Raw genomic sequence first — 26,262 nt, 5'->3', positions numbered from 1 at the left:
TGAAAGGCAGCCCCGGGCCCTTTCCCTGCCCGCGGCCACGGGCCCGGCAAGCGGAGCGACCGTACCGCGCCTAGCATGCGAAACCGGACCGGACGATCTCCGCTGCCCGGATCTTGGGGCGCAGGCGAGGAGGCGGTCAATGTGACCCGACCGCACAGGCTGACGGCCGTTCTCCTCGTGCTGGTGGTCCCCTTGACGGCGCTCTATCTGACGGCGCCCGAACGACACACCTCCGCCTGGGCCGCCATCGGCGTCTGCGGGGTCGTCGCGATCCTCCACGGGGTACGGCTGCACCGGCCCGCGCACCGCTGGCCCTGGTTTCTGCTGGCCGCCGCGAACCTGACGTTCACCGCCGGGGACACCGCGTACAACGTCCTCAACAGCTTTCTGGGGCAGGCCAATCCGTTCCCCTCCGTGGCGGACGGCTTCTATCTGGTGACCTATCCGCTGTTCGCCGCCGGGCTCTTCGGCTTCGTGCGGTACAGAACGGCGGGGCGCGACCTCGCGGGGCTGCTCGACGCGCTCGTCCTCACCCTCGGCCTGGCCCTGCTGTCCTGGGTCTACCTCATCAACCCGGTCGCCCAGGCCGCGGAGATGACCTGGGTGCAGCGCACCATCTCGCTCGCCTATCCGCTGGGCGACGTCCTGATGCTGGCGATGCTGGCCCGGCTGCTCACCGCGGGCGGACTGCGCAGCCCCGCGGTCCGCTTCCTCACCGTCGGCACGCTCGGCATGCTGACCTCCGACGCCGTGTACGGCATGCTCCAGCTGCAGGGCACCTGGCAGGTCGGCACCCCGCTCGACCTGGGCTGGGTGGTCTTCTTCACCGCCTGGGGCATGGCGGCCCTGCACCCCTCGATGCGGCAGCTGACGGCGCCGGTGCCCCAGCACCGTACGGGCGTCACCCCCGTCCGGCTGGCGCTGCTGGCCGCGGCCTCGCTGGTGGCTCCCGGCGTACTGCTGTGGCAGGCGCTGCGCGGCGACGCACGCGACGCGTCGGTCATCGCCGGCTTCTCGGCCGCGCTGTTCCTGCTGGTGATGGTGCGGCTGACCGGCATCGTGGCGGCCCACCGCAGGATCCTGGCCCGCGAACGGGCCCTGCGGATGACGGCGGCGTCCCTGGTCGCGGCCGTCACCCCGCAGGACGTGGCCACCGCCGTACGGTCCGCGGTGACCGTCGTTCTCGGCAACGCGGAGCGGCACGACTCGGCCGTACTGGTCGTCGACGCGGACGGCGCCCTGCGCCACGTCGGCAGCCGTACCGGCGACCGCAGCCCGCGCGGCCCGTGGCCCGAGCAGTACCGGGGAGCCCGCTCGCCCTTCCTGACGCCCCGCCGCACCCGGGTGGTCAGCGCCGCGGGGCTGGGCCTGGACGGGGAGACGGCCCTGCTCTGCCCGCTGACACTGCGGGCCTGGCCGGACGGCGCACCGCAGGTCGGTGCGCTGGCGGTGGCCGGACCCGAGGCGCGTCTCGCGGAGCTGTGGGAGCCCTTCGAGGCGCTCGCCCACCAGACGGCTCTCGCGCTCGAACGGGTCGGTCTGAGCCGGGAGATGCTGCGCCGCAACAGCGAGGCGTACTTCCGCACCCTCGTGCACAACGCCTCCGACGTGATCCTGATCCTCGACGACGACGACACCGTCCGGTACGCCAGCCCCTCGGCCGGCGCCCTGCTCGGCGACCGGCCCGTGACCGGCGCGCCGCTGTCGGAGATCGTCGACCCCAGGGACCGGGAGCGGGTCGCGGCCGTACTGCACCGGATGCGGGAGGACGCCGGGCCCGACGGCAAGGACGACTGGCGTATCGAAGGGCCCGCGGGCAGGCCGCTCGACGTGGAGGCGCGCTGCAGCAACCTCCGGCACGACGAGACCGTGCACGGCCTGGTCCTCACGCTGCGGGACGTGACCGAACAGCGGCAGCTGGAGCGCGAACTCGTCCAGCGCGCCTTCCACGACGCGCTCACCGGGCTGCCGAACAGGGCGCTGCTCCTGGAGCGCATCGAGCACGCGCTGCTGCGCGGACGACGCGAGAACTCCCTCACCTGCGTGCTCTTCATCGACCTCGACGACTTCAAGATGATCAACGACACGATGGGGCACTCGGTCGGCGACGAGCTGCTGGTCGAGGTCGCACGGCGGCTGTCGGCCCCGCTGCGCGCGGGCGACACGGCGGCCCGGCTCGGCGGCGACGAGTTCGCCGTACTGGTGGAGGACGCCGCGGAGCCGGCCGACGCCGCCGCCCTCGCCGAACAGCTCGTGCGGGAATTCGACCGGGAGTTCCGGCTCCGTGACGGCGTGGTGTACGTGAACGCCAGCGTCGGCATCGCCACCAGCCGGGACAGCGCCGACGGCGAGGAGCTGCTGGGTCATGCGGACCTGGCGCTGTACGCGGCGAAGACCGCGGGCAAACGGCAGTGGCGGCACTACCAGCCGGTGCTGCACGCGGGGATGCTGGAGCGGCACGAGCTGCAGTCCGGGCTGGAGAACGCCCTGGCGACCGATGCGTTCGCGGTGCGCTACCAGCCCTTCGTGGAGCTGTCGGGCGGCGGCGTCGCCGGCTTCGAGGCGCTGGCCCGCTGGCCGCACGCGCGGCGGGGGCTGGTGCCGCCGGACGAGTTCATCGCGCTGGCCGAGGAGACCGGGCAGATCGTGCCGCTCGGCGCGTGGATGCTCCGCAACGCCGCCGCGGACGTGGCCGGTTGGCAGCGGGCCGCCGGGCCGGAATCCGATCCGCTGTACGTCAGCGTGAATGTGTCGGCCCGTCAGTTCTCCGATCCGGGCTTCCCCGACCTCGTACGGGAGGTGCTGGAGACGTCGGGGCTCGTCCCGCATTCGCTGGTGCTGGAGCTGACGGAATCCGTACTGCTGCGCGGGGACCAGCAGATCCGGACGACGATGGAGGCCCTCAAGGAGCTCGGTGTCCGCATGGCCATCGACGACTTCGGCACCGGCTTCTCCTCGCTCAGCTATCTGCGCGAGTTCCCCATCGACATCCTCAAGATTGACAAGTCGTTCATCGACGGGATCACCGTCGACGAACAGCAAGTGGCGCTCGTCTCGGGCATCGTCGGCATCGCGGACACGCTCGGTCTGCACGTCATCGCCGAGGGCATCGAGGACACCCGGCAGCGCGATCTGCTGCGGGCGATGGGCTGCCGGTTCGGCCAGGGCTATCTGTTCGCGCGGCCCCTGACGGCGGCTCAGGCGGCGCAGTCGCTGCGCGCGGGGCACAGCACCCACCTGCCGCAGCTGATCCGCGCCGCGCCGCAGCCCTCCCTCACGGTCGCCGGCCCGGACGCGGGGGGACATGGCCCGGACGCGGCGGCGCACGGCGCGGACGCAGGGGTGCACGGCCCGGGCCCGGGTGCGCACGGCCCGGGCCCGGGTGCGCACGGCCCGGACGCCGGCGTGCGCGCGAGAGCGGGGGCCGGGCACCCCGTACGGGCCGCGGCGTCCCCGCCGTCCGCAGGTGACGGAGCGCCCTCGGGGCAGGGGGACCCCGAGAGCCGGCACGATCCGCGCTGGGGCGACCTGGAGCGGCTGCGTCGGGCCAGCCCGATGTCGGACGCGGTCATCGACGAGGTGCGCGGCCGGCACATCCGGGTGGGCCGTCACTGGCTCGTCGACTTCGCGTCCTGCAACTACCTCGGCTTCGACCTCGACCCCGAGATCATGGACGCGGTCGAACCGCAGATCCGCCGCTGGGGCACCCATCCCAGCTGGTCGCGGCTGCTGGGCAGCCCCCGGCTGTACCCGGAGATCGAGGAGCGGCTGACCGAACTGCTGCGGGCGCCCGACACGTTGGTGCTGCCCACCATCACGCTCATCCACAACTCCGTCATCCCCGTCCTCGCCGGGGAGGGCCACGTCTTCGTGGAGGCCACCGCGCACCGCACCGTGTACGACGGCAGCATCGCCGCCCGTGCCCAGGGGGCGAGCGTGCACCGCTTCCACGCGGAGCGGCCCGGCGAACTGCAGGCCATGCTGGCGCGCGTGCCGGGCAGGAGTTCCCGCCTCGTCTGCCTAGACGGGGTCAACAGCATGACCGGGAACCTTCCCGATCTGCCCGAACTGGCCGCCGTCTGCCGGGACAACGGGGCGCTGCTGTACGTCGACGACGCGCACGGCTTCGGCGTGCTGGGCGAGCGGGCGGCGGACGAGCCGTGCCCGTACGGCACCCGCGGCAACAGCATCGTGCGGCACCTGGGCGAGACGTACGACGACATCGTCCTGGTCGGCGGCTTCTCCAAGGCGTACTCCTCGCTGCTGGCGTTCCTCGCGCTGCCGACCTGGCTCAAGGAGCATCTGAAGGTCGCCGCGGCGCCCTACCTCTACTCGGGACCGTCGCCGACGGCCTCCCTGGCCACGGTGCTGGCCGGTTTCGACGTCAACCAACAGCGCGGCGACACCCTCCGCGCTGATCTGCACCGCAAGACGGCGCGGCTGCTCGACGCGGTGCGGGAGCTGGGGGTCAGCACCCCGAACACGGCCGAACTGCCCATCGTCGAGCTGCCGTTGGCGGAGGACGCGAATCTGGAGGAGGTCGGGCAGTTCCTCTGGGAGCGGGGCATCTATGTGACGCTGGCCGCGTATCCGCTCGTCCCCCGGCACAGCGTCGGCTTCCGCGTGCAGCTGACGGCGGCCAACTCCGACGAGGACGTCGACCGGCTCATCACGGTGCTCACCGAACTGGACGCGCGGTCCGCGCTGCGGAAGCGGACCTGATGCCGCCGCCCGTACGCAACGACGACGCGGACTGGGACGCCTGGCCGGTGCGGGACTATCTGGCCGAGAACTACCGGGAGCTGCACCCCTCCGATGCCGCGGTCATCCGCCATCACACCGCGTTCTACCGGCAGTTGGGGCCGGACAGCGTCGGGAGGTCCCTGGAGTTCGGCGCGGGGCCCAACCTCTATCCGCTGATGCTCGCGGCGGCGGCCTCCCGGCACATCGACGCGGTCGAGGCCGGTGCGGGAAACGTCGCCTATCTGGCCGGGCAGCTCGACCCGGAACAGGGACCGGACATGTCCTGGCAGCCGTTCTACACGTACTGCCGCAGGCACAACCCCGCGCTGCCGCCCACACTTCCGCAGGCACTGGCCCGCGTACGGGTGGTGCACGGCGACATCCGCGGTGTGCCGGCCGGCCGCTACGGGCTGGCCTCGATGAACTTCGTCGCGGAGAGCGTCACGGAGGACGCGGACGAATTCGCCGCGCTGTGCCGGGTGTTCATCGAGTCCGTACGGCCGGGCGGGCATCTGGTCGCGGCCTTCATGGAGAACATGCCCTCCTACCGGATCGGCCGGGCCGGCCCGGCGCCCGGCTCGCGGCCACTGCGCTGGCCGGGCTTCCCGGTGGACGGGGAGGCGGTACGGGCGGCGTTCGCCCCGTACACCGACGGGCTGCGGATCGGCCGGATCGCCGCCGATCCGACGCTGCCGGACTACGGGGACACCGGCATGGTGGTGCTGGCCGGCCGGCGCGCCGCCTCCTGAAGGGTGAAGGCGGTGTTCACCAGCGCGATATGGCTGGACGCCTGGGGCGTGTTGCCCAGTTGACGGCCCGTCACCGGGTCCCACTGCTCGGAGAGCAGCCCCACGTCGCTGCGTACGGCGAGGACCCGCTCGAAGATCTCCCGCGCCTCCCCCAGCCGCCCGTCGAGGGCCAGCGCGTCCGCGTACCACAGGGTGCAGGCGACGACGGTGCCCTCCCTGCCGCGCATCCCGTCCACCGGATGCCTCCCGTCCGCGCCGTCGGCGCCCGCGTACCGCCGCAGGAAGCCGTGCTCCTCCAGGGAGCGCAGCGCCCCGACGGTGGACCGCACCCGCGGGTCGGCGGCGGGCAGGAACCCCACCTGGGGCATCAGCAGAGCGGAGGCGTCCAGTGCGGGATCCCCGTACGACTGCGTGAACGCCCCCAGGCCCGGGTCCCAGCCGGAGGCGCAGACATCGCGGTGCACTTCTTCGCGCAGGGCGCGCCAGCGGGCCGTCTCGTCGTAGAGCCCGCCCGCGCGCGCCATCCGCATCGCGCGGTCGGCGGCCACCCAGCACATGACCTTCGAGTGCACGAACTGCCGCCGGGGGCCGCGTACTTCCCACAGCCCCTCGTCGGGTTCGCGCCAGCGCGCCTCGACGTCGCTCATCAACTGCCGTACGAGGCTCCACGCGTGGCGCTCCAGGGGCACGCCGGCACGCAGCGACATGTAGAGGGTGTCCAGCACCTCGCCGTGCACGTCCAGTTGGAGCCGGTCCACCGCGGCGTTGCCGAACCGTACGGGCTGCGCCCCCTCGTAGCCGGGCAGCCAGGGCGCCGTGGTCTCGCGCAGCCGCCGCTGCCCGGCCGGGCCGTACACGCTCTGCAGTCCGGTCGGGCTGCCCGCGATGGCCCGCAGCAGCCAGTCGCGCCAGGCCAGCGCCTCGTCGCGGAAGCCGCTACGCAGCAGGCAGGAGAGGGTCAGCGTGGAGTCGCGCAGCCAGCAGTAGCGGTAGTCCCAGTTCCGTTCGCCGCCGGGGCACTCGGGCAGCGAGGTGGTGGCCGCGGCGACGATGCCGCCGGTGGGGGCGTACGTGAGCGCCTTGAGAGTGATGAGGGAGCGCACGACGGCCTCCCGCCAGGGTCCTTCGTACCGGCACTTGGCGGACCAGCCGCGCCAGAACTCCAGTGTCCCGTCGAGGGCTTGGGCCGGTTCCACCGGTTCGGGGGCCGGCAGGTGGGAGGGCGCCCACAGCAGGACGAAGGCGTAGGTCTCGCCCTGCGACACGGTGACGTCGCAGCGGATGTGGTCGTCGGCGGCGCGTGTCCGTACCCGTTCGTCGGCGGTGAGCCACACGGAGTCCGGGCCCGCCGTGGCGACGGAATACGCGCCGCTGGGGTGCACCCACGGCACGACGCGCCCCTGGTGGAAACGGAGCCGCAGGTCGCCGCGGACGGGGACGGCGCCGGAGAGCCCTTGCACGATGCGGACGAGGTACGGCAGCCGGGCGCGCGGCGGCATGAAGTCGGTGACGCGTACGGTGCCGGCGGAGGTCTCCCAGTCGGTGTCCAGCACCAGGGTCCCGCCGCGGTACGCGCGCCGCGTGCACGTGCGGCGCCCCACGGGGGCGAGCCGCCAGGACCCGTGTTCCTCCGTGCCGAGCAGCGCGGCGAAGCAGGCCGGGGAGTCGAAGCGGGGCAGACACAGCCAGTCGACCGACCCGTCGCGGCCCACCAGCGCGGCCGTCTCCAGGTCGCTGATGAGCGCGTAGTCCTCGATCAGTCCGGCCATGGCCCGGCCATGCTAGGCAGCCCGCCCGGCCCCCGCATGCGCGCCGCGCGGGGGCACCCCGTCCGGGCTCGGCGCCGGCCGGGTCCGGCCCGGCCGGCACGGCGGGCCGGCTCAGCGCCGCCTGTCGCCCCGACTGCCCGCGCACGGCGCGCTGTTGGCGGCGCGCGGCGCCTCGTCGACGGGGCGCGGAGGCCGTCCGCGGGCGGTCACGGTCACCCCGTGGGCGGTCTGCTGCCGTGCCTGGAGGGAGCCGCAGGGGCAGCGGACCCACACGGTGGCGCCGCCGCCGGTGGCGTGCCGGGAGACGGTGGAAACGGGCCGGTCGTCGGGGCGGCCGCAGTACGGGCATGCGGACATGACGGCTCCTCGGAGCAGTAGGGGTGGTTGCGGGGGTGAAGTACGGGATCCGGCGGGGCTTCCGTAGGGGATCCCGTGCGGGTACAGCCAGCATCGCCGCCTTCACCGTGCAGGTCCAGGTTCTCTTTCTGCAGACGACCGTGTACAACAGCTTCATGATTGACCTGCGCCGGCTGGCCGTTCTCCGCGCGGTCGCCCACTACGGAACCGTGACCGCCGCCGCCGAGGCGGTGCACATGACGCCGTCCGCGGCCTCCCAGCAACTGCGCCGCCTGGCACGGGAGTTGGACGTACAGCTGCTGGAGCCGAACGGGCGCCGCGTACGCCTGACGCCGTCCGCGCGCAGCCTGCTGCGGCACGCGGACCGGATGGAGACGTACTGGCAGGAGGCGGAGGCCGAGCTGCAGGCCGCCGCCTCGCCGAGGCTGCGCGGAGTGCTGCGCATGGCCGGCATGCCCACAGCCGTCTCCGCGCTGCTGGCCCCGCTCACCACCCGGCTGCGGCGGGACGAGCCCGAACTCACCGTGGCGCTCCGCGAGGCGGAGCCGCGCGAATGCTACGACCTGCTCTTCTCCGGCGAGACCGATCTCGCCGTGGTGGAGGCCACCGAGGAGAGTCCGCCGCTGAACGACGGCCGTTTCGACCAACAGCCGCTGCTGGACGACCCGTACGACCTCCTCACGCACGCCGAGCATCCGCTGGCGGGCCGGCCGGGTACGACGCTGGGCGACCTCGCGGGCGAGCAGTGGATCGTCGGCATGTGCGGCACGGCCTGCCGTCAACTGGTGCTGTCCGCCTGCAATGCCGCCGGCTTCACCCCCGAAGTGGCCCATCAGGCGCGGGAATGGACGCTGGTCGCGACGCTCGTCGCCCACAATCTGGGCATCGCCCTGGTGCCGCGGGTGACGCAACTGCCCCCGCTGCCCGAGACGGTGCGCACACCGCTGACCGGAGCGACCTGCCCTTCCCGGCGGTTCCTGTCGGTCATCCGCAGCGGCAGCGGAGACCACCCGGCACTCTCCACGGCCCGCTCCCTTCTGGACACGCTCGCCGCGGACGTACTGTCAACCCACGGTTGACGCTCGGGGCGTGTCAACCTACGGTTGACACATGACGAATCCGCGCGGCATGACGCCGTCACCACGCCTCGACGACCTGATCGACGCCATCAAGAAGGTGCACACCGACGCACTCGACCAGCTCTCCGACGCGGTCCTCGCCGCCGACCACCTCAGCGAGATCGCCGACCACCTCATCGGGCACTTCGTGGACCAGGCCCGCCGCTCGGGCGCCTCCTGGACGGACATCGGCAAGAGCATGGGCGTCACCCGGCAGGCGGCACAGAAGCGCTTCGTCGCGAAGGACCCCGGAGAGGCCCCGGACCTCGACCCCTCCCAGGGATTCAGCCGCTTCACCGAGCGCGCGCGGAACTCCCTGATGGCCGCGCACAACGAGGCCCACGCGGCGCGGCACACCGAGATGCGTACAGGACATCTGCTGCTCGGCCTGCTCAGCGAACCGGACGCGCTCGCCGCGCAGGCACTGCTCGCCCAGGGCGTCTCCCTGGAGTCCGTACGGGAGGCGGCAGGTGCCGCACTGCCGGAGGCCGCGGACGAGGTGCCCGAACTGATCCCCTACGACGCGGAGTCGAAGAAGGTCCTCGAACTCACCTTCCGGGAAGCGCTGCGCCTGGGGCACAACTACATCGGCACCGAGCACATCCTGCTGGCCCTCCTGGAGTTCGAGGACGGCACCGGCGTCCTCGGCGGCCTCGGCGTCGACAAGGAGGCCGCCTCGGCCACCATCGGCGAGGCGGTCGCCGCGATCGCCGCGGCGGCGGCACGGGAGAACGGGGACGGCGACGGGGGCTCCTGACGGGGCATCAGCGTCCTGCGTACGGACCCGGCACCCCGTCAGAAACGGCGGGGCGCACGGGTGTTGTCGGATAGTCGGCTCCGCACCGGCACCCCCCCCGCCTCACTCGAAGGGATTCCCCCCGGCGTGCCGTCCGGGGCCCGCGTTGACCAGTGTGGTCTGGTCGGCTTCCGGCAACGCACCAGGAGACGGACATGACGGAAACGGCCTTTCACGACAACGCGGTACCGGGGAACCCGGCCGGTGAACCCCTCCCCGAGCTGGACATCCCCGAGCCGGACAAGCAGAACCGGCTCACCGTCCTGCTGCGACTCCTGCTGCTGATCCCCCAGTTCATCGTCCTCTGGGTGCTGGGGATCATCGCCTTCTTCGTGACGGTCGCCGGCTGGTTCTCCGCCCTCGTACTGGGACGGCTGCCGGAACCCATCGAGCGCTACCTGACCAACTACCTCGGCTACACCACCCGCCTGGACGCGAGCTCGATGCTGGTGACGGACCGCTACCCGCCGTTCAGCTTCGGCGGCGCCCCGGACTACCCCGTACAGATCGAGCTGGTGCCGCACGTCCGGCTGAACCGGCTCGCCGTCCTCTTCCGCATCATCCTGATGATCCCCGCCGGGATCGTCACCTACGTCATCGGGACCGGCTGGTGGGTCGTCGCCTTCCTGACCTGGCTGGTCGTGCTCATCATGGGCCGCATGCCGCGCCCGCTGTTCGAGGCGACGGCGGCCGTCCTGCGCTACCGGATGCGCATGGGCGCGTACACGATGATGCTCACGTCCTCGTACCCCAAGCGGCTGTTCGGCGATCAGTCCGCCACCCCGGCCGGTACCGCACCGCGCTCCGCGACCCGCCCGCTCCTGCTGGAGACCGGCGGCAAGGTGCTGCTCGTCATCTTCATCGTGCTGGGCGTGCTCGCCGCCGTCGGCAACGGAGTCCAGTCCGGCACCGCCGACTACGACTACAAGAGCCCCGACACGGTCTCGACTCTGCGCTGACGGCACCGGTCCTGGCCCTGCGTGCCCGGCACCCGCCCGCCACCGAGCGCCCCTTTCCGGACAGCTTCTCCCTCCCCGTCGCCGGAGAGCCGTCGTCGTGACCGGCTACGGAGCGGTCCAACGCGCGGGGATCCGGGCGGGATTCGGGCGGCGGACACCACCGGGAGTGACCGGGTCTGTCTGAATTCCCTTCCGGGCAGATCGACTTGGTGACCGTTCAACCACAAACCGTGACCGATTCGGAGCCCCGCACTCTTCCGGGCCCCCCTTCGGTGATCTATGGTGAAACCCGGAACGCGCCACTTCACATCCCTTTGACGTGCGCTTTCCCCGGCCCCCCAGACCCCGGTGCCGTGACGACCATCCGGCACACAGGCCGGCTGGGCCGCCGCCACCGTGGGCAGTCCAGCCTCGCCCTCCCGGCGGCGATCAGGCGGGGCCCGCGAACACCCCGCCGCCGCAGGAGGGCTGGACGCGAGGGAAGGGGGGAGCCGCCCTCGCGCCCCGGACGGCCGCCTCCGATCCGCAGCGGAGGCGGCCGTCCTCGAACGTTCCCGCCGCCCGGGTCAGGCCTCCAGCCGCGCGGCCGCCGCGTCCCAACGGGCCGTTCCCGTACGCGGCTCGTAGTGCCCTACGTCCTGGGTCTTCGCGACCAGCGCCCGCATCCCGGCGAGGTCTCCCACCAGCCCGTGGGCCCGCGCCTGCAGCAGGATGTTGCCCAGTGCCGTGGACTCGGCCGGGCCCGCCGTGACGGGCAGGCCCGTCGCGTCGGCCGTCCACTGGCACAGCAGCTCGTTGCGGGAACCGCCGCCGACCATGTGCACCCGCCGGATGTCGCGCCCCGACAGCCGCGCCGCGTCCCGCAGCGTACGGCGGTGCGCCAGCGCGAGGCTCTCCAGGACGCAGCGCACCGTGCCGCCGCGCGTCGCGGGCGGACGCTGGCCCGTACGGACCAGGAAGTCCGCGATCCGGCCCTGCATGTCGCCCGGAGCGAGGAACACCGGGTCGTCCGGGTCCACCAGCGCGGCGAACGGCTCGGCGTCCGCGGCCTGTTGGAGCAGCGACGGCAGGTCCGTACGGTCGCCCTGCTGCTCCCAGCCGCGGCGGCACTCCTCCAGCAGCCACATCCCCATGATGTTGCGCAGATAGCGGACGGTGCCGTCGACGCCCCGCTCGTTGGTGAAGTTGGCGGCGCGGGACTCGGCGCTGCGTACCGGCGCGTCCAGCTCCAGACCCGCCAACGACCAGGTGCCGCACGAGATGTAGGCGGCGTCCTCGCCCTCGGCGGGCACCGCGGCCACCGCGGAGGCCGTGTCGTGCGAGGCGACCGTCGTCACCGGCGTCGACTCCGGCAGCCCCGTGGCCGCGGCCACGTGCGGCAGCAGCGTGCCCGCCGGATCGCCCGGCGCGCGCAGCGGCGGGAACAGCGAACGGTCCAGCCCCAGCCGGGAGATGAGCGCGTCCGACCACGTACCGCGCTCCGCGTCGAACAGCCCCGTCGTGGAGGCGTTGGTCTCCTCCGCGCCCACCGTGCCGGTCAGCCAGTGCACCAGCAGGTCCGGTACGAGCAGCAGCGTGCGGGCCGCCGGCCAGGAAGCGGACCGGCGGGCGGCGGCGAGCTGGAACACCGTGTTGAACGGGAGGTGTTGCAGCCCGGTCACCGCGTACAGCTCCTCCGGGCCGCACACGGCGTGCACTTCGGCGGCCGTACCGTCGGTGCGCGCGTCCCGGTAGTGGTACGGCTGGCCGAGCAGCGCCCCGTCGGCGTCCAGCAGGCCGTAGTCGACGGCCCATGTGTCGATGCCGACGGAGACCGGCGGCCGGCCCGAACGGGCCGTCTCCCGCAGCCCGTCGAGGATCCCCTGGTACAGGGCCGCCACATCCCAGTGCAGCCCGGTCGGCAGCCGGACGGGCGTGTTGGGGAAGCGGTGGGCCTCCCGCAGCTCCAGTGTGCCCGGGCCGACCGTACCGGCGATCACGCGCCCGCTGGTCGCGCCCAGGTCGACGGCGGCGAACGTGGCGCCGTCCCCGGCGTCAGCGTCAACTTGCGGCATTCCGGCCCCCGTTCAGCGCAGGAACGCGGCGGCGACGCCGGCGTCCACCGGCACGTGCAGGCCCGTCGTGTGCGTCAAGTCGCCGCCGGTCAGGGCGAAGACGGCGTTGGCGACGTGCTCCGGCAGCACCTCCCGCTTCAGCAGGGTGCGCTGGGCGTAGAACTCGCCGAGCTTCTCCTCCGGCACGCCGTACACGGCGGCGCGCTGCGCGCCCCAGCCGCCCGCGAAGATGCCCGAACCCCGCACCACACCATCGGGGTTGACGCCGTTGACGCGGATACCGTGCTCGCCGAGCTCGGCGGCCAGCAGCCGCACCTGATGCGCCTGGTCGGCCTTGGTCGCCGAGTACGCGATGTTGTTCGGGCCGGCGAACACCGCGTTCTTGGACGCGATGTAGACGATGTCGCCGCCCAGACCCTGCGCCTGCATGAGCCGCGCCGCCTCCCGGGACACCAGGAAGGAACCGCGCGCCATGATGTCGTGCTGCAGATCCCAGTCGGCCGCCGTGGTCTCCAGCAGCGGCTTCGACAGCGAGATGCCCGCGTTGTTGACGACGAGATCGACGCCGCCGAACGCGAGCGCGGCGGCGTCGACGGCCGCGGCGATCTGTTCCTCGCTGGTCACATCAGCCGTCACCGCGATCGCCCGGTCGGGGCCGCCGAGTTCGTCCGCGACGGCGGCGGCGTTCTCCGCGTTCATGTCGGCCACGACCACGCACGCGCCCTCCGCGGCGAGCCGCTGCGCGATGGCCTTGCCGATGCCGGAGCCCGCGCCGGTCACCAGCGCCACCCGGGTGGCGAGCGGCTTCGGCTTCGGCATGCGCCGCAGCTTGGCCTCCTCCAGCGCCCAGTACTCGATGCGGAACTTCTCCGCTTCCTCGATCGGCGCGTACGAGGAGACGGCCTCCGCGCCACGCATCACGTTGACCGCGTTGAGGTAGAACTCCCCCGCCACGCGCGCCGTCTGCTTGTCCTTGCCGAAGGAGAACATGCCCACGCCCGGCACCAGCACGATCGCCGGGTCGGCGCCGCGCATCGCCGGCGAACTGTCGTCGGCGTGCCGCGCGTAGTAGGCGGCGTACTCCTCGCGGTATGCGGCGTGCAGCTCCTTCAGCCGCGCGATCGCCTCTTCCAGCGGGGCGGCCGCCGGCAGGTCCAGCACCAGCGGCCGGACCTTCGTCCGCAGGAAGTGGTCCGGGCAGGAGGTGCCCAGCGCCGCCAGCCGCGGGTGCTCGGCCCGGGCCAGGAAGTCCAGTACGGGCTCGCTGTCGGTGAAGTGCCCCACCTGCGGCCGGTCGGTGGACGCCAGCCCCCGCAGCACCGGCGCCAGCGCCGCGGCCCGCGCCCGGCGCTCCGCCTCCGGCAGCGCGCCGTAACCGTCCAGCAGCGGGCCGAACGGCTCGGCCCTGCCCCGCTCTTCGAGGAACCTCTCCGCGGTACGGATCATGTGCAGGGAGTTGCGCTCGCACTCCTCGCTGGTCTCGCCCCACGCGGTGATGCCGTGCCCGCCCAGAACGCAGCCCACCGCCTGCGGGTTGGCCTCCTTCACCGCGGCGATGTCCAGCCCGAGCTGGAAACCGGGGCGCCGCCAGGGCACCCACACGACGGTGTCGCCGAAGCACTCGGCCGTCAGCTTCTCGCCGTCCGCCGCGCAGGCCAGCGCGATGCCCGAGTCCGGGTGCAGATGGTCCACGTGCGGCGCGTCGACCAGCCCGTGCATGGCCGTGTCGATGGACGGGGCCGCGCCGCCCTTGCCGTGCAGGCAGTAGTCGAAGGCGTCGACCATCTCGTCCTCGCGGTCCACGCCCGGGTACACGTCCCGCAGGGCCCGCAACCGGTCCAGCCGCAGCACGGCGAGCCCGGCCTCGGTGAGCGTGCCGAGATCGCCCCCGGAGCCCTTGACCCACATCAGCTCGGCGTCCCGGCCGGTGACGGGGTCGGTCTCCGTACCCTTCGCGGAGGCGTTGCCCCCGGCGTAGTTGGTGTTACGCGGATCGGAACCAAGAGTGCGCGCCCGCCCCAGAAGATCGGCGACGGCGGGGTGAACGGAGGACATGACGGATTCCTTCGGTGAGAGACGGGACGGGGTGACGGGGGGTCAGGAGGATGGAAGGCCAAACAGGGGCGCGGGCAACGGCACACGAATAAGGGGCGCGGGGAACTGCGCAAAAAGGGGCGCGGGGAACTGCGCAACCGCGCGGCACGCGCGGCCCGCGGGCGCGGCCCGCACGCAAGCCCGCACAGCGGCGCGAGACCCGCGGGGAACCGCACCCCGCACGGGGTTCGTTTCGCGGAACACAGCGCGCGGACACGCGCGTTACGCTCCCCAGCCGGCCTGCTCCCCGCCGACCCGCTCCTTCGCGATCCGCTCCTGGTTGCCGGAGGCGAGGTAGGCCCGCACCGGGTCGCGGCCGAGGCCCGACTCCTCGCGCACGTCGGCCAGCAGCGGCCGTACGTCCGTGTTGTACGCGTCCATCAGCGCCTCGTTGGCGCCGAGCACATCGCCCTCGTTCTGCGTGGTGCGCAGCGCGTCGCGGTCGACGAGGAGCGCCTTCGCCGTCGCCTCCTGCACGTTGAGCACGGAGCGGATGACCGCGGGGATCTTCGCCTCGATGTTGTGGCACTGGTCGAGCATGAACCGCACGTCGTTCGCGGGGTCCAGGCCGCCGTTCCTGACCACCTCGTGCATGATCCGGAACAGCTGGAACGGGTCGGCCGCGCCGGCCATCAGGTCGTCGTCGGCGAAGAAGCGGGAGTTGAAGTCGAAGGCGCCCAGCTTCTTCTCGCGCAGCAGCAGCGCCACGATGAACTCGATGTTCGTACCGGGCGCGTGGTGCCCCGTGTCGACGCACACCCGCGCCTTCTCGCCGAGCTTGAGGCAGTGCGCGTACGAAGTGCCCCAGTCCGGAACGTCGGTGGCGTAGAAGGCCGGCTCGAAGAACTTGTACTCCAGCACCATCCGCTGCTCGTCGCCCAGCCGCGCGTACACCTCGGACAGCGCCTCGGCGAGCCGGTCCTGCCGGGCCGTGATGTCGTCCTGGCCGGGGTAGTTGGTGCCGTCCGCGAACCACAGCTTGAGCGCGTCGGAGCCGGTGGCGTCCATGACGTCGACGCAGTGCAGCAGATGGTCCACGGCCTTGCGGCGCACCGCCGGGTCCGGGTGGGTCACCGAGCCGAGCTTGTAGTCGTCGTCCTGGAAGACGTTCGCGTTGATCATCCCCAGGCGCACTCCACGCTCGCGCGCGTACGCGGCGAGGGCGCCGTAGTCCTCGACGCGGTCCCACGGGATGTGCAGCGAGACGACCGGCGCGATGCCGGTGTACGCGTGCACCTGCGCGGCGTCCTCCAGCTTCTCGAACGGGTCGCGGGGGACGCCGGGCTGGGCGAACACCTTGAACCGGGTGCCGGAGTTCCCGTATCCCCAGGACGGCGTCTCGATCACCTGGGACTTCAGTGCTTCCTTCACGGCCGCACGGGTGGGCTCGGTCATGTCTCTCCCAACGTGAATCGATTCAAACAGACGCTAATGCGTGCCCGAGGGGCTGTCAACGGCCCCTCGGGCACGCGTACTTCATCCCTGGGCCGCGGCCCGCTCCGGCTGCGCGCCGCCCGCCTGCGGAACGGCCTTCCCGGACCGCTCGGACTCGATCAGCTCCAACGACTTCCCCGTGGTGTTCGGCATGAAGAAGCCGAGGACACCGCAGAAGAGCATGCAGGACGTCAGCACGATGGCGACGGGCACGATCCCGTTGGACGCGAGCACCGGCACGAAGAACGACCAGATCCCGAGGATCACCCGGGCCACTCCGAACGAGATGCCCTGCGCGGTCCCCCGCAGCATGGTCGGGAACAGTTCCTGGCTGACGGTCTTGTACACGCCCTCGCCGGCCATGGTCTGCCCGATGCCGAACAGCAGCACATTGAAGATGATCACCGGCACGGTGAACGGCAGGACCACGAACAGCCCGAAGGCGACGACCTGCATCACGGAACCGACGACCCACATCACCTTCCGGTGCCGGTGCCCCCGGTCGGAGAACCGCATGTAGATCGTGACCGTACCGACGATGGCCAGCGCGAAGCCGGCACAGGACAGCGCCACACTCGTGGCCTGACCGCCGGCGCCCAGCGTCCTGACCATGTACGGCGTGAAGATGCCGTTGGTCCCGGCGACGAGGTTCCACGTCAGATAGATGCCGGCGGTCCACAGCAGCGCCCGCAGATTCGGGCCGCTCAGCAGGTCCCGCAGCTTCGCTCGGGCGGCTTGGCCGGACTGCGAAGCGGTCTTCCACACGGCGGACTCGGTCATCCCGCGGCGCATCGCGTACGTCACGATCGCCACCAGGAAGAGGTGCAGGAAGACGATGCGGATGCCGAGCAGATCGAGCGGCGCCAGTGCCCAGGCCAGCAGCAGCACGATCACCGGCCCGAGATTCCAGGTCACTTGGGTGAGCCCGAGCAGTTTCCCGCGTGCCTTCGCCGGCGACAGTTCGCCGACGAGCGCCAGCGAGGTGGGCACGTCCGCGCCCACGGCGACGCCGACCATGAACGTGCCGACGAACAGCATCAGCGGGCTCACCGCGAACGCGATCAACAGGATCGCCGCCGCGTAGACCAGCAGGTCGTACTGGTAGATGCGCTTGCGCCCCAGCTTGTCGCCGAGCCGCCCGCCGATGAACGCGCCGATGGCGGCGCCGATCGCGTTGGGCCCGATGGCGGCGAGCGCGCCGACCCCGCCGTCGGAGAGGCCCAACTCCTTCTGGAACAGGGCCAGTCCGGACCCGAGCGCGACGATGGACCCGGCATCCAGGTACGAGGCCATCCCGGCCAGCGCTGTCCACTTCCACTGCTGCCGCGAGACCCCGCCGCCGTCGGGCGGCGCGGCCTGTGTGCTGTCCGCAGACATCACCGGGACTCCTTCGTCCAGTACGGAACACAACTTGAAACGTATAAAACATGAGGGCCTCGCGGCCCGTCGTCAAGAGGTGTGCGCGAACTCGCAGCGCGCATACGGAGGGTCGCCGAGTGCTTGCACCGAACGGGGTTGACGCCTCCGTTCCGGACACGGTCTACTCGGCGGGCGCCGTATATGAATCCTTTCATTTCCCTGGTGAGGAGCCGGATCCGTGCAACGCGTCTGCTTTCTGCTCAAAGTCCGCGAGGACCGGCTCGAGGAGTACCGGCGCCGGCACGAGTCGGTGTGGCCCGAGATGCAGGACGCCCTGTCCGCCGCGGGGTGGGGCAACTACTCGCTCTTCCTCCGCGAGGACGGCCTGCTCGTCGGCTACTTGGAGACCGAGGACTTCGCCGCGGCACAGGCCGCCATGGAGGCCACGGCCGTCAACGCGCGCTGGCAGGCGGAGATGGCGGAGTTCTTCGAGGGCCTCGACGGCGGCAGCCCGGACGCCGCGATGACCCCCTTGACGGAGGTCTTCCACCTCGCGTGACCCTGCGCGGGCGGCGACTCCGGGCGCCCGGGACCGAACCCGGGGAACGGGTCATGTTCAAAGCCCTAGCGTGACCGACATCGTGCGTCGTGGCGCTCGTTGAACGAGCGGTACGACGCACCACCCTCGGGGGCGGCTCCGCCGCTACTTCTTCCAGGGCCTCGGTTCGTAGAACTTGATGTTCTCGTTCGCGAAGAGGTGGACGTATCCGCAGTGTCGGCAGATCAGGCCGGTGGCGGCCTCGTTGGCCCAGCCGAGGTTCATCAACTCCATGCCGGCGCTGTTGAGTTGCACGGAGCGCTTGCGGAACTCCTCCCCCTGGCAGAACAGACAGCGGATCCACTTGTCCCCGATCGCGGCGAACACCGGCTTGGCCATGCCCCTCCCCTTTCCCGCGTCACCGCGCGGCACAAAAATGCGGTCGGCGCCGGGCCGTACCCGGCGCCGACCGCACCGACGTTAGCGGAAGCACCGCAGACGGGAGCGGCGGGGACACACAGTCGGCGGCCCCGGCCCGGGTCAGGCGTCGATGAGGGAGTCGTCTTCGGTACGGGCCCCGGGGAGATGGAGGCGGGCCGCGATCAGGGCCGCGTCGGCGTCGCTCGTACCGGTGGCCACGCACAGGCTGTACGCGACGTCGTCGAAGCGGCGGCGTACGTCGGGGCTGCCGTTGACCGCGAGCAGGGCCTGCAGCGACTCGTACTGGTCGACGAGGTTCCGCAGAATTGCGGGGTGAGCCATCAGCATGAGTGTCTCTCCTTCCCTCTCGGCGCAGCGGGTGCCTCCGCCGCCCTCACGTAAACACCTGCGCCACACGACGATTCCCGCACGCCGGGCCCAACGGGGGTGATTTCCCCCACCGTTGACCGGCCCGTCGCGCGCGATTCACCCACGTCACAGGCCCGGAGCCGTGCGTCACCGGCCCGCGAGCCGTACGCCCCGGGCCCGGAATCCCGTACGCCCCAGGCCCGAGGGCCGGAGCCCGTACGTCACCGGCCCGCGAGCCGTACCGACGTCTCCAGCAGCAGGGCGTGGACGAAGGCCTGGGGGAGGTTGCCGCGGAGTTGGCGCTGGGCGACGTCGTACTCCTCGGAGTACAGGCCGGGAGGCCCCGTGGCGGCGCGGTTGCGCTCGAACCAGCGGTGCGCCGCGATCTCGCGGCCCTGCTGGTGTTCGGCCAGGGCGACGATGAACCCGCAGAGCAGGAAGGCGCCTTCGGCTTCGGCCAGGGGACGTTCGTCGTGCCGGAAGCGGTAGGCGTGGAAGTCCTCGGTGAGGTGCCGCGTGTACGCGTCGAGCGTGGCCCGGGTGCGCGGGTCTCCGGGCGGAATCCCGCCGCGTACCGCAGGCAGCAGCAGCGCCCCGTCCAGCCGCGGGTCGCCGGGCGAGCGCTGCCAGTGGCCCGCGGGGTGCAGGCTGTGTGCGGCCGTGTCGGCGACGAGCCGGTCGGCGAGGGCGAGCCATTCGGCGGTGCGGGAGGCCGGCGCGGCGCCGCGGTCCACGGCCGCCGCGGCGGCCATCGCGCGCAGGCCGGCGACGCAGATGAGGCGGCTGTGCGCCCACAGCCTGTCATCCAACTCCCAGATGCCGGCGTCGAGTTCGGTGTGCCGCTGGGCGACGGCGTCGGCGGCGGTACGGGCGGCCTGCCAGCCCTCGGCGTCCAGTCGGCCGTGCCGGGCCGCGGCGGCCAGCAGCAACAGGGCCTCGCCGAACACGTCGAGCTGGAACTGTTTGGTGACCCTGTTGCCGACTTGGTCGAACCCGCCCGGGTAGCCGGGCAGTTGGAGTGGCCGCTGGTCGGGGATGCGGCCGCCGTCGACGGTGTACGCGGGGGACAGCCGGGGCCCGTCCTCGTGCAGCCGGGCGGTGACGAACCGTACGGCCTCGTCGAGGAGTTGGCAGTGTCCGGCGGCGGCCGCGGCCTGCCCGGCGAAGCACTGGTCGCGGATCCACACGTACCGGTAGTCGTAGTTGCGGCCCTCCTCGGCGCGTTCCGGGAGGCTGGTGGTGGCCGCCGCGACCATGCCGCCTCCCGAGCCGGTCAGCCCGCGCAGCACCGCGTACGCGTGGCGCGCGTCGCCGGGGGCGATGCTGTCCTCGACGGGCGGTACGGCATGTGCCCACGCGGACCGGGTGGACGCCCACAGCCGGCCGGCGTCCGGCGCCGGCCCGGTCAGGGGCCGGGCTGAGAGCTCCAGTACGAGGTCGTGACGGGCTCCCGCCTCCAGCGTGATCTCGAATTCGAGCCGGGCCCCGTCCGTGCCGGCCGGGCGGGCCCGCCCGCCACCGGTCCAGCGCAGCCGCAGGTCCCCGGCCCGCGCGGTCCACACGCCGTCCTCGTCGCTGCTCCACTCGGTGAACGGCTGCGTACCGAACCCGGTGCGCGGTTCCAGCGTCACCCGCAGCCGGGCGGGCGCGTCGCGGGCGACGAGGCGCCGCAGCACCACGGCGCGGTCCGGCTCGCCGGGGTACGCGAGGGCTTCGTGGCACTCGACGACGCCCTCCTCGGTGACCCAGCGGCCGCACCACACGAGCGAGCCCGGCTCGTACGAACCGCCCCACACGAACCGGCCGGCCGGTGTGACGGCGTAGGTGCCGGAGCCGCCGATGAGGGTGGAGAACACGGCGTCGGAGTCCCAGCGCGGGGCGCACATCCAGGCGAACTCGCCGCGCGGCCCGACGAGGGCGCCGCGTTCCCCGTCGGCGAGCAGCGCGTACTCGCGCAGCGGCTGCGGCATGCACGTGGCTTCCGGCGACAGGCTGTCGCTCATCGGCTGGTCCCCTCTTCTCGCGTGGCCGGCGTGTCCTGCCCCCGGAGCCGGCTCCGGCGCTCACCGGTTTCCCGCACTGCCGCTCTCACTCACGCCCGACCGGGCAACTCCTCGCCGCGGCGGGCCCGATGCGCCGGGCCGCGGGTCCCGGCGGCGCTCCCGCGTGTCCCCGCCCGGCGGCTTCCGTACGCCACCCGCCCGCCCGTACGCCGCCCACCCGTTCGCCGTCGGCACCCGTGCCGACAGCCCGCGTGCCGCCGCGGCTCACTGCTTCCGGTGGCGGACGGTGAAGAGGGCGCCGTCGGGGTCGCTGAGGGTGACGGCGTGTCCGTCGACCGGGGCGGGCTCGGTGAGGGCGCGGCCGCCGGCCGCTTCCGCGGCGGACGCGGCGGCGTCCGGGTCGGCGGCGTAGAAGGAGACGTTCCAGCGGGGCCGCACCCGGGGGTCCGGGGCCGTCTCGACGGCGCCGCCGCTCATGGTGGCGGCGAGGTGGCCGCCGGCCCGTACCTCGACGGTTCCGGCCGTGTCCGCCGCGAAGGTGACGTCGCAACTGCCCGTCCCCTGGCCCCAGTCGAGGACCTCTCCGTAGAAGATGGCGGCGGCGAAGGCGTCCCGGGTGCGCAGGTCGAGCCGTCCGGGAGGCGCCTGCTGCTCGGCGTGCCAGCTGGGCAGTACGGGCCCCTGCCACAGGCCGAACCGGGCCCCGTGCGGGTCGGCGGCCATCAGCGCACGTCCGCCGCCGAGGCGCAGCGGGCCGACGGCGACGGTCGCGGCGCGTTCCGCGATGCGGGAGGCCGCGGTGTCCACGTCGGGGACGGAGAAGTACGGGGTCCAGGCCACCGGGATGTTCAGGGCCCCGGCGATGGCGCCGAGCCCGGCGACCGGTACGCCGTCGCCGTCGTGGGCGACGGTGAAGTCGTCACCGAGGGAGCCGGGACGGAACGTCCAGCCCAGCACCTTGCCGTAGAACTGCTGTGCGCGGTCCAGGCCGTTGGTCGTCAGACTGACCCAGCAGGGGGCGCCGTGGACCGGCTCGATGTGCGCACACATGTCACTCGCCTCGCTGTTCAGGGGGCCGCGGCGGCTCAGAAAGGACCCTGTCTCACTGTGGCCCCACCCACGGGGTGCCTCGCCGCCGGAGCCCCAAACGTCACTCTGCCGAGGGGCATGATCACCCCGCGGAACGGCCGTACGGTGCGGCTCCGCACCCGGTCGGACGGCTCACGCGGCCTCGGGCGGCGGGTGCAGGGCGCCCTGGGAGTGGGCCTGTCCGAACTCGGTCAGCAGCCGTTCCGCGTCGGTGAGCAGCACCCCGTACGTGGGCCACGCGTCGGCGCCGTCGCAGGCGCGGCAGAGGGCGTGGTGGCGGGCCCGGCCGTCCCGCAGGGTGCGGCCGAGCGGTCCGTGGCCGTCGCCGTCCTCGGCGGCGGCGCCGACGGAGCCGGGGGCGCGGCAGACGACGTCGAGGAGCTCGGCGTACGCGCGGAGGAACTCGTCGGAGGGGGCCGCGGTGTCCTCGTCGTCGATGATGCGCAGCAACGCGTAGCAGATGCTGCGCAGTTGTTCGCCGGCGCGGGTGAGGGCGGCCACGAGGGTGCGGTATCCGGTGAAGCTCGTCGGGGTGCTGCCGGGGCGCAGCAGCCTGCGCGGGTTCCAGATGACGCTCTCGTAGCCGGACTCGACGGCCTGCCGGGCGGTGGCGGCGCTCTGGTCCAGCTGTCGTGCGCGCTGGAGCCAGTCGGCGACGGTGTCGCGTTCGGGCATGCCGTCGCGCAGCCCGTCCGCCATGTCGTCCAGCAGGGAACACAGCGTCTGCGAGACCTGGTTGAGGCCGCGCGCGGCGGCACGGTAGTGCAGCGGCGGCATGACGAACAGGGCGACGGCGAGGCCCACGGCGGCGCCCAGCAGCGCCATGAGGACGATCTGCCCGAGCATCGACTCCTGCGTGCCGGACACCGCGTGGTACGCGAAGACGGCGGCGACGGCCACCTGCATGCCCTGGCTGCCCAGCCGCTGCCAGCGGCCGATGACGAGGGCGACGCCGAGCATCACCGCGAAGGCGGCGGCGTTCTCGCCCAGGAGCGGCCCGGCCGCGCCGGCGGCCAGCACCCCGAGCACGACGGCGCCGACGTACCGTACGGACTGCAGCAGCGACCGGTACGCGGTGGACTGCACCACCAGCAGCGCGGTGAACGGGGCGTACGTCGGCTGCGGCGAGGCCGCCACGTAGGTGGCGAACCCCCAGGACAGGGTGCCGGCGAGTCCGCTCTTGAAGAGCAGGGCGAGGGTGTCCCGTTCGGGGCCGCTGTGCCCCTTCGCCCTGCGGAACGCGTCACGGACACGCCGGACGGCGCGGCGGAGCCGCCCCGGGGAGCGTGCTGTGTACTGCCGGCTGTCCGTCGTCTCGGCCGTCTCCCGGCCCATCACACACCGCCTTCGCCTCTCGGACCGACGGGTACGCCGCACGCCGCCGCACGCCGGCGACCGGACCCCGGACACGGATGCCATGCGGCCGGGCGCGTAAACACCGTCCGCCGGCGCGCGGTTGGCGCGCGGCGTTGTTTCCCGCGCGCTTCACCGGAGCGACACCCGGCGGTACGGCGGTGGCAGTCGGGGCGTCGGGAGGCGGCCGTGTCACATCCGCGGGGCGCGGTCCGTCGTGTCGGTGACGGCGCGATCCGGCGCCGAGGCGGTCAAGAGGGCGCGAACAAGAGGGAGATCAACGATGCAGGCACGCATACAGAATCCGGCCACTGTCCTGTCCGGGGTCATGGAGCCCATCCAGGAACTGGTGAAGGTCACGCGGAGCGGCGGCGTTCCGGAGACCACGCTGGAGCTGGTCCACATGCGCGCGAGTCAGATCAACGGCTGCAGCGCCTGCGTGGACTTCGGCGCCCGCACCGCGCTGAAGGCGGGCGAGACGGCCGAGCGGCTCATCGCCGTCTCGGCCTGGCGCGAGGCGCCGTACTTCACCGACGCGGAGCGCGCCGCGCTGGCGCTCACCGAAGCGGCGACGCGCCTCGCGGACAGTTCGGACCCGGTGCCGGACGCGGTCTGGGACGAGGCGGCGGAGCACTTCGACGAGAAGGGCCTCGCAGCGCTGGTCCTCATGATCGGCATGACGAACATGTTCAACCGGTTCAACGCCACGACCCGTCAGCCCGCAGGACAGAACTTCTGAGCCGTACTTCACACGCAGTACGACGGCGCGGTCACCGCTCAGTGCGGTGGCCGCGCCGTTCGCTGTCGCGGGCGGCTCACGCCGTGGCGTCGAGGGTCTCCAACGCCTGGACCAGCGGGGCCAGTACGGGATCGCGGGACGCCTCGTCGAGGGCCTCGCGGAGCGCCGCCGCGTTGGTGGGGCGGGCCTCGGCGAGGAGGGTGTGCCCGGCGTCCGAGACGTTGGTGTAGATGCCGCGCCGGTCGGTCGGGCACAGGTAGCGGGCCAGCAGGCCGCGGTCCTCGAGGCGGGTGACCAGGCGGGTCGTGGCGCTCTGGCTGAGCGTGAGCGCGTCCGCCACCTGCCGCATCTGCAGATGACCGCCGTCCCCGTCGTGCTGCCTGCTGAGGACGTCGAGCAGGGAGAACTCGCGTGCGCTCAGGCCGTGTCCGGCCTGGAGGGCGCGTTCGATGTGCGCCTCGATGCGGCCGTGCAGCAGGGACAGCGCGCACCAGCCCTGGGCCAGGGCGGCGGTGGACGGGACGGTCGCGGTCACAGGTCCTCCTCGGATTGCGAACCGGCTCTCTCTATAGTTGCACATGAGCACAGTCGCGCAGTGCTTATACCCGCGCTTGCATTTATCCCGCGTCTGCAATTATTGTCGTCGCTCGTAAGGCGCACGGTGCTCGTGAAGCACACCAGCACCTGTCAGACGCACTCGCGCCGGCACGGCGCACTCGCATTCCTCTGGAAGGTTCCGCTCATGCCTCTCGCGCTCCTGGCCCTGGCCATCGGGGCCTTCGGGATCGGCACCACCGAATTCGTGATCATGGGGGTACTCCCCGAGGTCGCGGGCGACTTCGGGGTCTCCATCCCCTCCGCAGGATGGCTGGTCACCGGCTACGCCCTCGGTGTCGTCGTCGGCGCGCCGCTGCTGACCGTCCTCGGCACCAAGGTGTCCCGCAAGAAGATGCTGCTGATGCTGATGGGCCTCTTCATCGCCGGCAATCTGCTCTCCGCCGTCGCCCCCGTCTTCGGCGTCATGCTCATCGGCCGCGTCGTCGCCTCGCTCGCGCACGGCGCGTTCTTCGGCATCGGCTCGGTCGTCGCGGCCGGACTGGTGGCACCCGAGAAGAAGGCCTCGGCGATCTCCATGATGTTCATGGGCCTGACCGTGGCCAACGTCATCGGCGTCCCGCTGGGCACGTACGTCGGGCAGGCCGCCGGCTGGCGCGCCACGTTCGCCGGTGTCGCGGCGCTCGGCGTCATCGGCTTCCTCGGCGTGGCGAAGCTCGTCCCCGAGACGGGAAAGCCCGAAGGCGTCCGTATCCGCACCGAGTTCGCGGCCTTCCGCAACGCGCAGGTGTGGCTCGCGATGGCGATGACCGTCCTCGGCTACGGCGGGGTGTTCGCCGCCATCACCTACATCAAGCCGATGATGACCGGCGTCGCCGGATTCGCCCCAACTTCCGTCACCTGGCTGCTGGTGCTGTTCGGCATCGGCATGGTGCTGGGCAACGTCCTGGGCGGCAAGTTCGCCGACCGCGCACTGATGCCCATGCTGTACGTGGCGCTCGGCGGACTCGTGCTGATGCTCGTGCTGTTCACCGTGACGGCGCACAACAAGCCGGCCGCCGCCGTCACGCTGATGCTCATCGGCGGGCTGGGCTTCTCCACCGTGCCGCCGCTGCAGAAGCGGATCCTGGACGAGGCGCCGGCCGCGCCGACCCTCGCCTCCGCCGCGAACATCGGCGCGTTCAACCTGGGCAACGCGCTGTCCGCCTGGCTCGGCGGCCTGGTCATCGCCGCGGGACTCGGCTACACCGCGCCCAACTGGGCCGGTGCGGTGCTCTCCGGCAGCGCCCTGCTGCTCGCGGCGCTCTCCGCGCACCTCGACCGCCGCGCCGCTCCCCCGCGACCCCGGCACCCCGGCACCGTCGCCGCGTCCTCGGCGGCACCAGCCGAGCAGACCCCGCCCGCCCGCACCTGACCCACACCCCGCGTAACCGGCCCCGCCCCGGTGTGGGCACGCGGTCCGCCCAGGGGCGGCTGCGTTGGATGTGCGGCTCCGCCGCGCGGGACGGGCACACCTCCGAGGTGTGGGCAGCTGGTCCGCCCAAGGGGCGGAACGGGTGGGCACACCGGACCGCCAGCCGCGAGGCCACGTCCCCACGCACGCAACGCCCGCGCCGCGGTGAGGGCTTGGCCCCGGCCCCGCCCCTACCCGTTTCTTCCGGGGCTGCCGCCCCGGACCCCAGCCCCGCCCTGCGGGCGGGGAAGAGGGGGAACCGGGGCTACGCCCCGAACCCCCGCCGGGGGGCGGAAGGAGCAACCGGGGCT

20 protein-coding genes are annotated in these 26,262 nt (G+C 72.5%); 8 read left to right on the top strand and 12 right to left on the bottom strand.

What is annotated here, in order from left to right; all coding sequences use genetic code 11:
• Positions 1–141: 141 nt before the first annotated feature.
• Both AC3AGO_RS30165 and AC3AGO_RS30160 read left to right on the top strand, forming a co-directional pair.
• On the top strand, positions 142–4,722 hold the full coding sequence (locus tag AC3AGO_RS30165; protein ID WP_487823424.1) for an aminotransferase class I/II-fold pyridoxal phosphate-dependent enzyme: 4,581 nt from the start codon (positions 142–144) through the stop codon (positions 4,720–4,722).
• A complete protein-coding gene (locus AC3AGO_RS30160; protein WP_487823423.1) occupies positions 4,722–5,492 on the top strand; it encodes a class I SAM-dependent methyltransferase in 771 nt (256 codons plus the stop codon). Before AC3AGO_RS30165 ends, AC3AGO_RS30160 begins: the two co-directional genes overlap by 1 nt.
• Here AC3AGO_RS30160 and AC3AGO_RS30155 read toward each other — a convergent pair.
• Together AC3AGO_RS30155 and AC3AGO_RS30150 are read right to left on the bottom strand one after the other, a co-directional pair.
• A complete protein-coding gene (locus AC3AGO_RS30155) occupies positions 5,441–7,261 on the bottom strand; it encodes a glycoside hydrolase family 15 protein (RefSeq protein ID WP_487823422.1) in 1,821 nt (606 codons plus the stop codon). The two genes, AC3AGO_RS30160 and AC3AGO_RS30155, sit on opposite strands and share 52 nt — an antisense overlap.
• A gap of 111 nt (positions 7,262–7,372) precedes the next feature.
• Positions 7,373–7,618, bottom strand: a complete 246-nt coding sequence (locus AC3AGO_RS30150) for a hypothetical protein (RefSeq protein ID WP_487823421.1) — start codon at positions 7,616–7,618, stop codon at positions 7,373–7,375.
• Between the two features lie 155 nt (positions 7,619–7,773).
• Between AC3AGO_RS30150 and AC3AGO_RS30145 the strand changes: the two genes are divergently transcribed.
• The 3 genes from AC3AGO_RS30145 (at position 7,774) to AC3AGO_RS30135 (ending at position 10,491) form a co-directional block, all read left to right on the top strand.
• Entirely contained in the window at positions 7,774–8,697 is a 924-nt protein-coding gene (locus tag AC3AGO_RS30145) for a LysR family transcriptional regulator (protein ID WP_487823420.1), read from the top strand.
• A 31-nt stretch (positions 8,698–8,728) separates the two neighbouring features.
• A complete protein-coding gene (locus tag AC3AGO_RS30140) occupies positions 8,729–9,493 on the top strand; it encodes a Clp protease N-terminal domain-containing protein (RefSeq protein WP_487823419.1) in 765 nt (254 codons plus the stop codon).
• A 194-nt stretch (positions 9,494–9,687) separates the two neighbouring features.
• Positions 9,688–10,491 carry a DUF4389 domain-containing protein gene (locus AC3AGO_RS30135; RefSeq protein ID WP_487823418.1) on the top strand — a complete coding sequence of 268 codons (804 nt, stop codon included), beginning with the start codon at positions 9,688–9,690 and terminating at the stop codon, positions 10,489–10,491.
• Positions 10,492–11,057: 566 nt separating this feature from the next.
• On the opposite strand, the gene AC3AGO_RS30130 is transcribed toward AC3AGO_RS30135, so the two are convergent.
• From AC3AGO_RS30130 to AC3AGO_RS30115, 4 genes are all read right to left on the bottom strand, one after another.
• A complete protein-coding gene (locus AC3AGO_RS30130; RefSeq protein ID WP_487823417.1) occupies positions 11,058–12,545 on the bottom strand; it encodes a rhamnulokinase in 1,488 nt (495 codons plus the stop codon).
• A 12-nt stretch (positions 12,546–12,557) separates the two neighbouring features.
• On the bottom strand, positions 12,558–14,600 hold the full coding sequence (locus tag AC3AGO_RS30125; protein WP_487823416.1) for a bifunctional aldolase/short-chain dehydrogenase: 2,043 nt from the start codon (positions 14,598–14,600) through the stop codon (positions 12,558–12,560).
• A 261-nt stretch (positions 14,601–14,861) separates the two neighbouring features.
• A complete protein-coding gene (rhaI, locus tag AC3AGO_RS30120) occupies positions 14,862–16,034 on the bottom strand; it encodes an L-rhamnose isomerase (RefSeq protein WP_487823415.1) in 1,173 nt (390 codons plus the stop codon).
• An 81-nt stretch (positions 16,035–16,115) separates the two neighbouring features.
• The gene (locus AC3AGO_RS30115) at positions 16,116–17,450 is read right to left on the bottom strand and encodes an MFS transporter (protein WP_487823414.1); all 1,335 of its coding nucleotides are present in this window, start codon (positions 17,448–17,450) and stop codon (positions 16,116–16,118) included.
• 220 nt (positions 17,451–17,670) lie between these two features.
• Between AC3AGO_RS30115 and AC3AGO_RS30110 the strand changes: the two genes are divergently transcribed.
• Entirely contained in the window at positions 17,671–17,991 is a 321-nt protein-coding gene (locus AC3AGO_RS30110; RefSeq protein WP_487823413.1) for an L-rhamnose mutarotase, read from the top strand.
• A 144-nt stretch (positions 17,992–18,135) separates the two neighbouring features.
• On the opposite strand, the gene AC3AGO_RS30105 is transcribed toward AC3AGO_RS30110, so the two are convergent.
• The 5 genes from AC3AGO_RS30105 to AC3AGO_RS30085 form a co-directional block, all read right to left on the bottom strand.
• Complete coding sequence (locus AC3AGO_RS30105) at positions 18,136–18,369, bottom strand: hypothetical protein (protein WP_487823412.1); 234 nt, start codon at positions 18,367–18,369, stop codon at positions 18,136–18,138.
• A 141-nt stretch (positions 18,370–18,510) separates the two neighbouring features.
• The gene (locus AC3AGO_RS30100; protein WP_487823411.1) at positions 18,511–18,738 is read right to left on the bottom strand and encodes a DUF5133 domain-containing protein; all 228 of its coding nucleotides are present in this window, start codon (positions 18,736–18,738) and stop codon (positions 18,511–18,513) included.
• A 242-nt stretch (positions 18,739–18,980) separates the two neighbouring features.
• Positions 18,981–20,762, bottom strand: a complete 1,782-nt coding sequence (locus tag AC3AGO_RS30095; RefSeq protein ID WP_487823410.1) for a glycoside hydrolase family 15 protein — start codon at positions 20,760–20,762, stop codon at positions 18,981–18,983.
• A 264-nt stretch (positions 20,763–21,026) separates the two neighbouring features.
• The gene (locus AC3AGO_RS30090; RefSeq protein WP_487823409.1) at positions 21,027–21,812 is read right to left on the bottom strand and encodes a VOC family protein; all 786 of its coding nucleotides are present in this window, start codon (positions 21,810–21,812) and stop codon (positions 21,027–21,029) included.
• Between the two features lie 171 nt (positions 21,813–21,983).
• Positions 21,984–23,186 carry an FUSC family protein gene (locus tag AC3AGO_RS30085; RefSeq protein WP_487823408.1) on the bottom strand — a complete coding sequence of 401 codons (1,203 nt, stop codon included), beginning with the start codon at positions 23,184–23,186 and terminating at the stop codon, positions 21,984–21,986.
• Positions 23,187–23,487: 301 nt separating this feature from the next.
• Between AC3AGO_RS30085 and AC3AGO_RS30080 the strand changes: the two genes are divergently transcribed.
• Positions 23,488–23,943: a carboxymuconolactone decarboxylase family protein gene (locus AC3AGO_RS30080; RefSeq protein ID WP_487823407.1), complete on the top strand. Its 456-nt coding sequence runs from the start codon at positions 23,488–23,490 to the stop codon at positions 23,941–23,943.
• A 76-nt stretch (positions 23,944–24,019) separates the two neighbouring features.
• Here the strand turns inward: AC3AGO_RS30080 and AC3AGO_RS30075 are convergent, their stop codons facing one another.
• Positions 24,020–24,478, bottom strand: coding sequence for a MarR family winged helix-turn-helix transcriptional regulator (locus tag AC3AGO_RS30075; protein WP_487823406.1), 459 nt, complete (start codon positions 24,476–24,478; stop codon positions 24,020–24,022).
• Between the two features lie 207 nt (positions 24,479–24,685).
• Between AC3AGO_RS30075 and AC3AGO_RS30070 the strand changes: the two genes are divergently transcribed.
• Positions 24,686–25,912 carry an MFS transporter gene (locus AC3AGO_RS30070; RefSeq protein ID WP_487823405.1) on the top strand — a complete coding sequence of 409 codons (1,227 nt, stop codon included), beginning with the start codon at positions 24,686–24,688 and terminating at the stop codon, positions 25,910–25,912.
• Positions 25,913–26,262: the final 350 nt, after the last annotated feature.

This window comes from Streptomyces sp. BL1, assembly GCF_057628045.1.
Note: the sequence above shows the minus strand (reverse complement) of the source record. Positions and strands in the feature narration are given on the sequence as shown.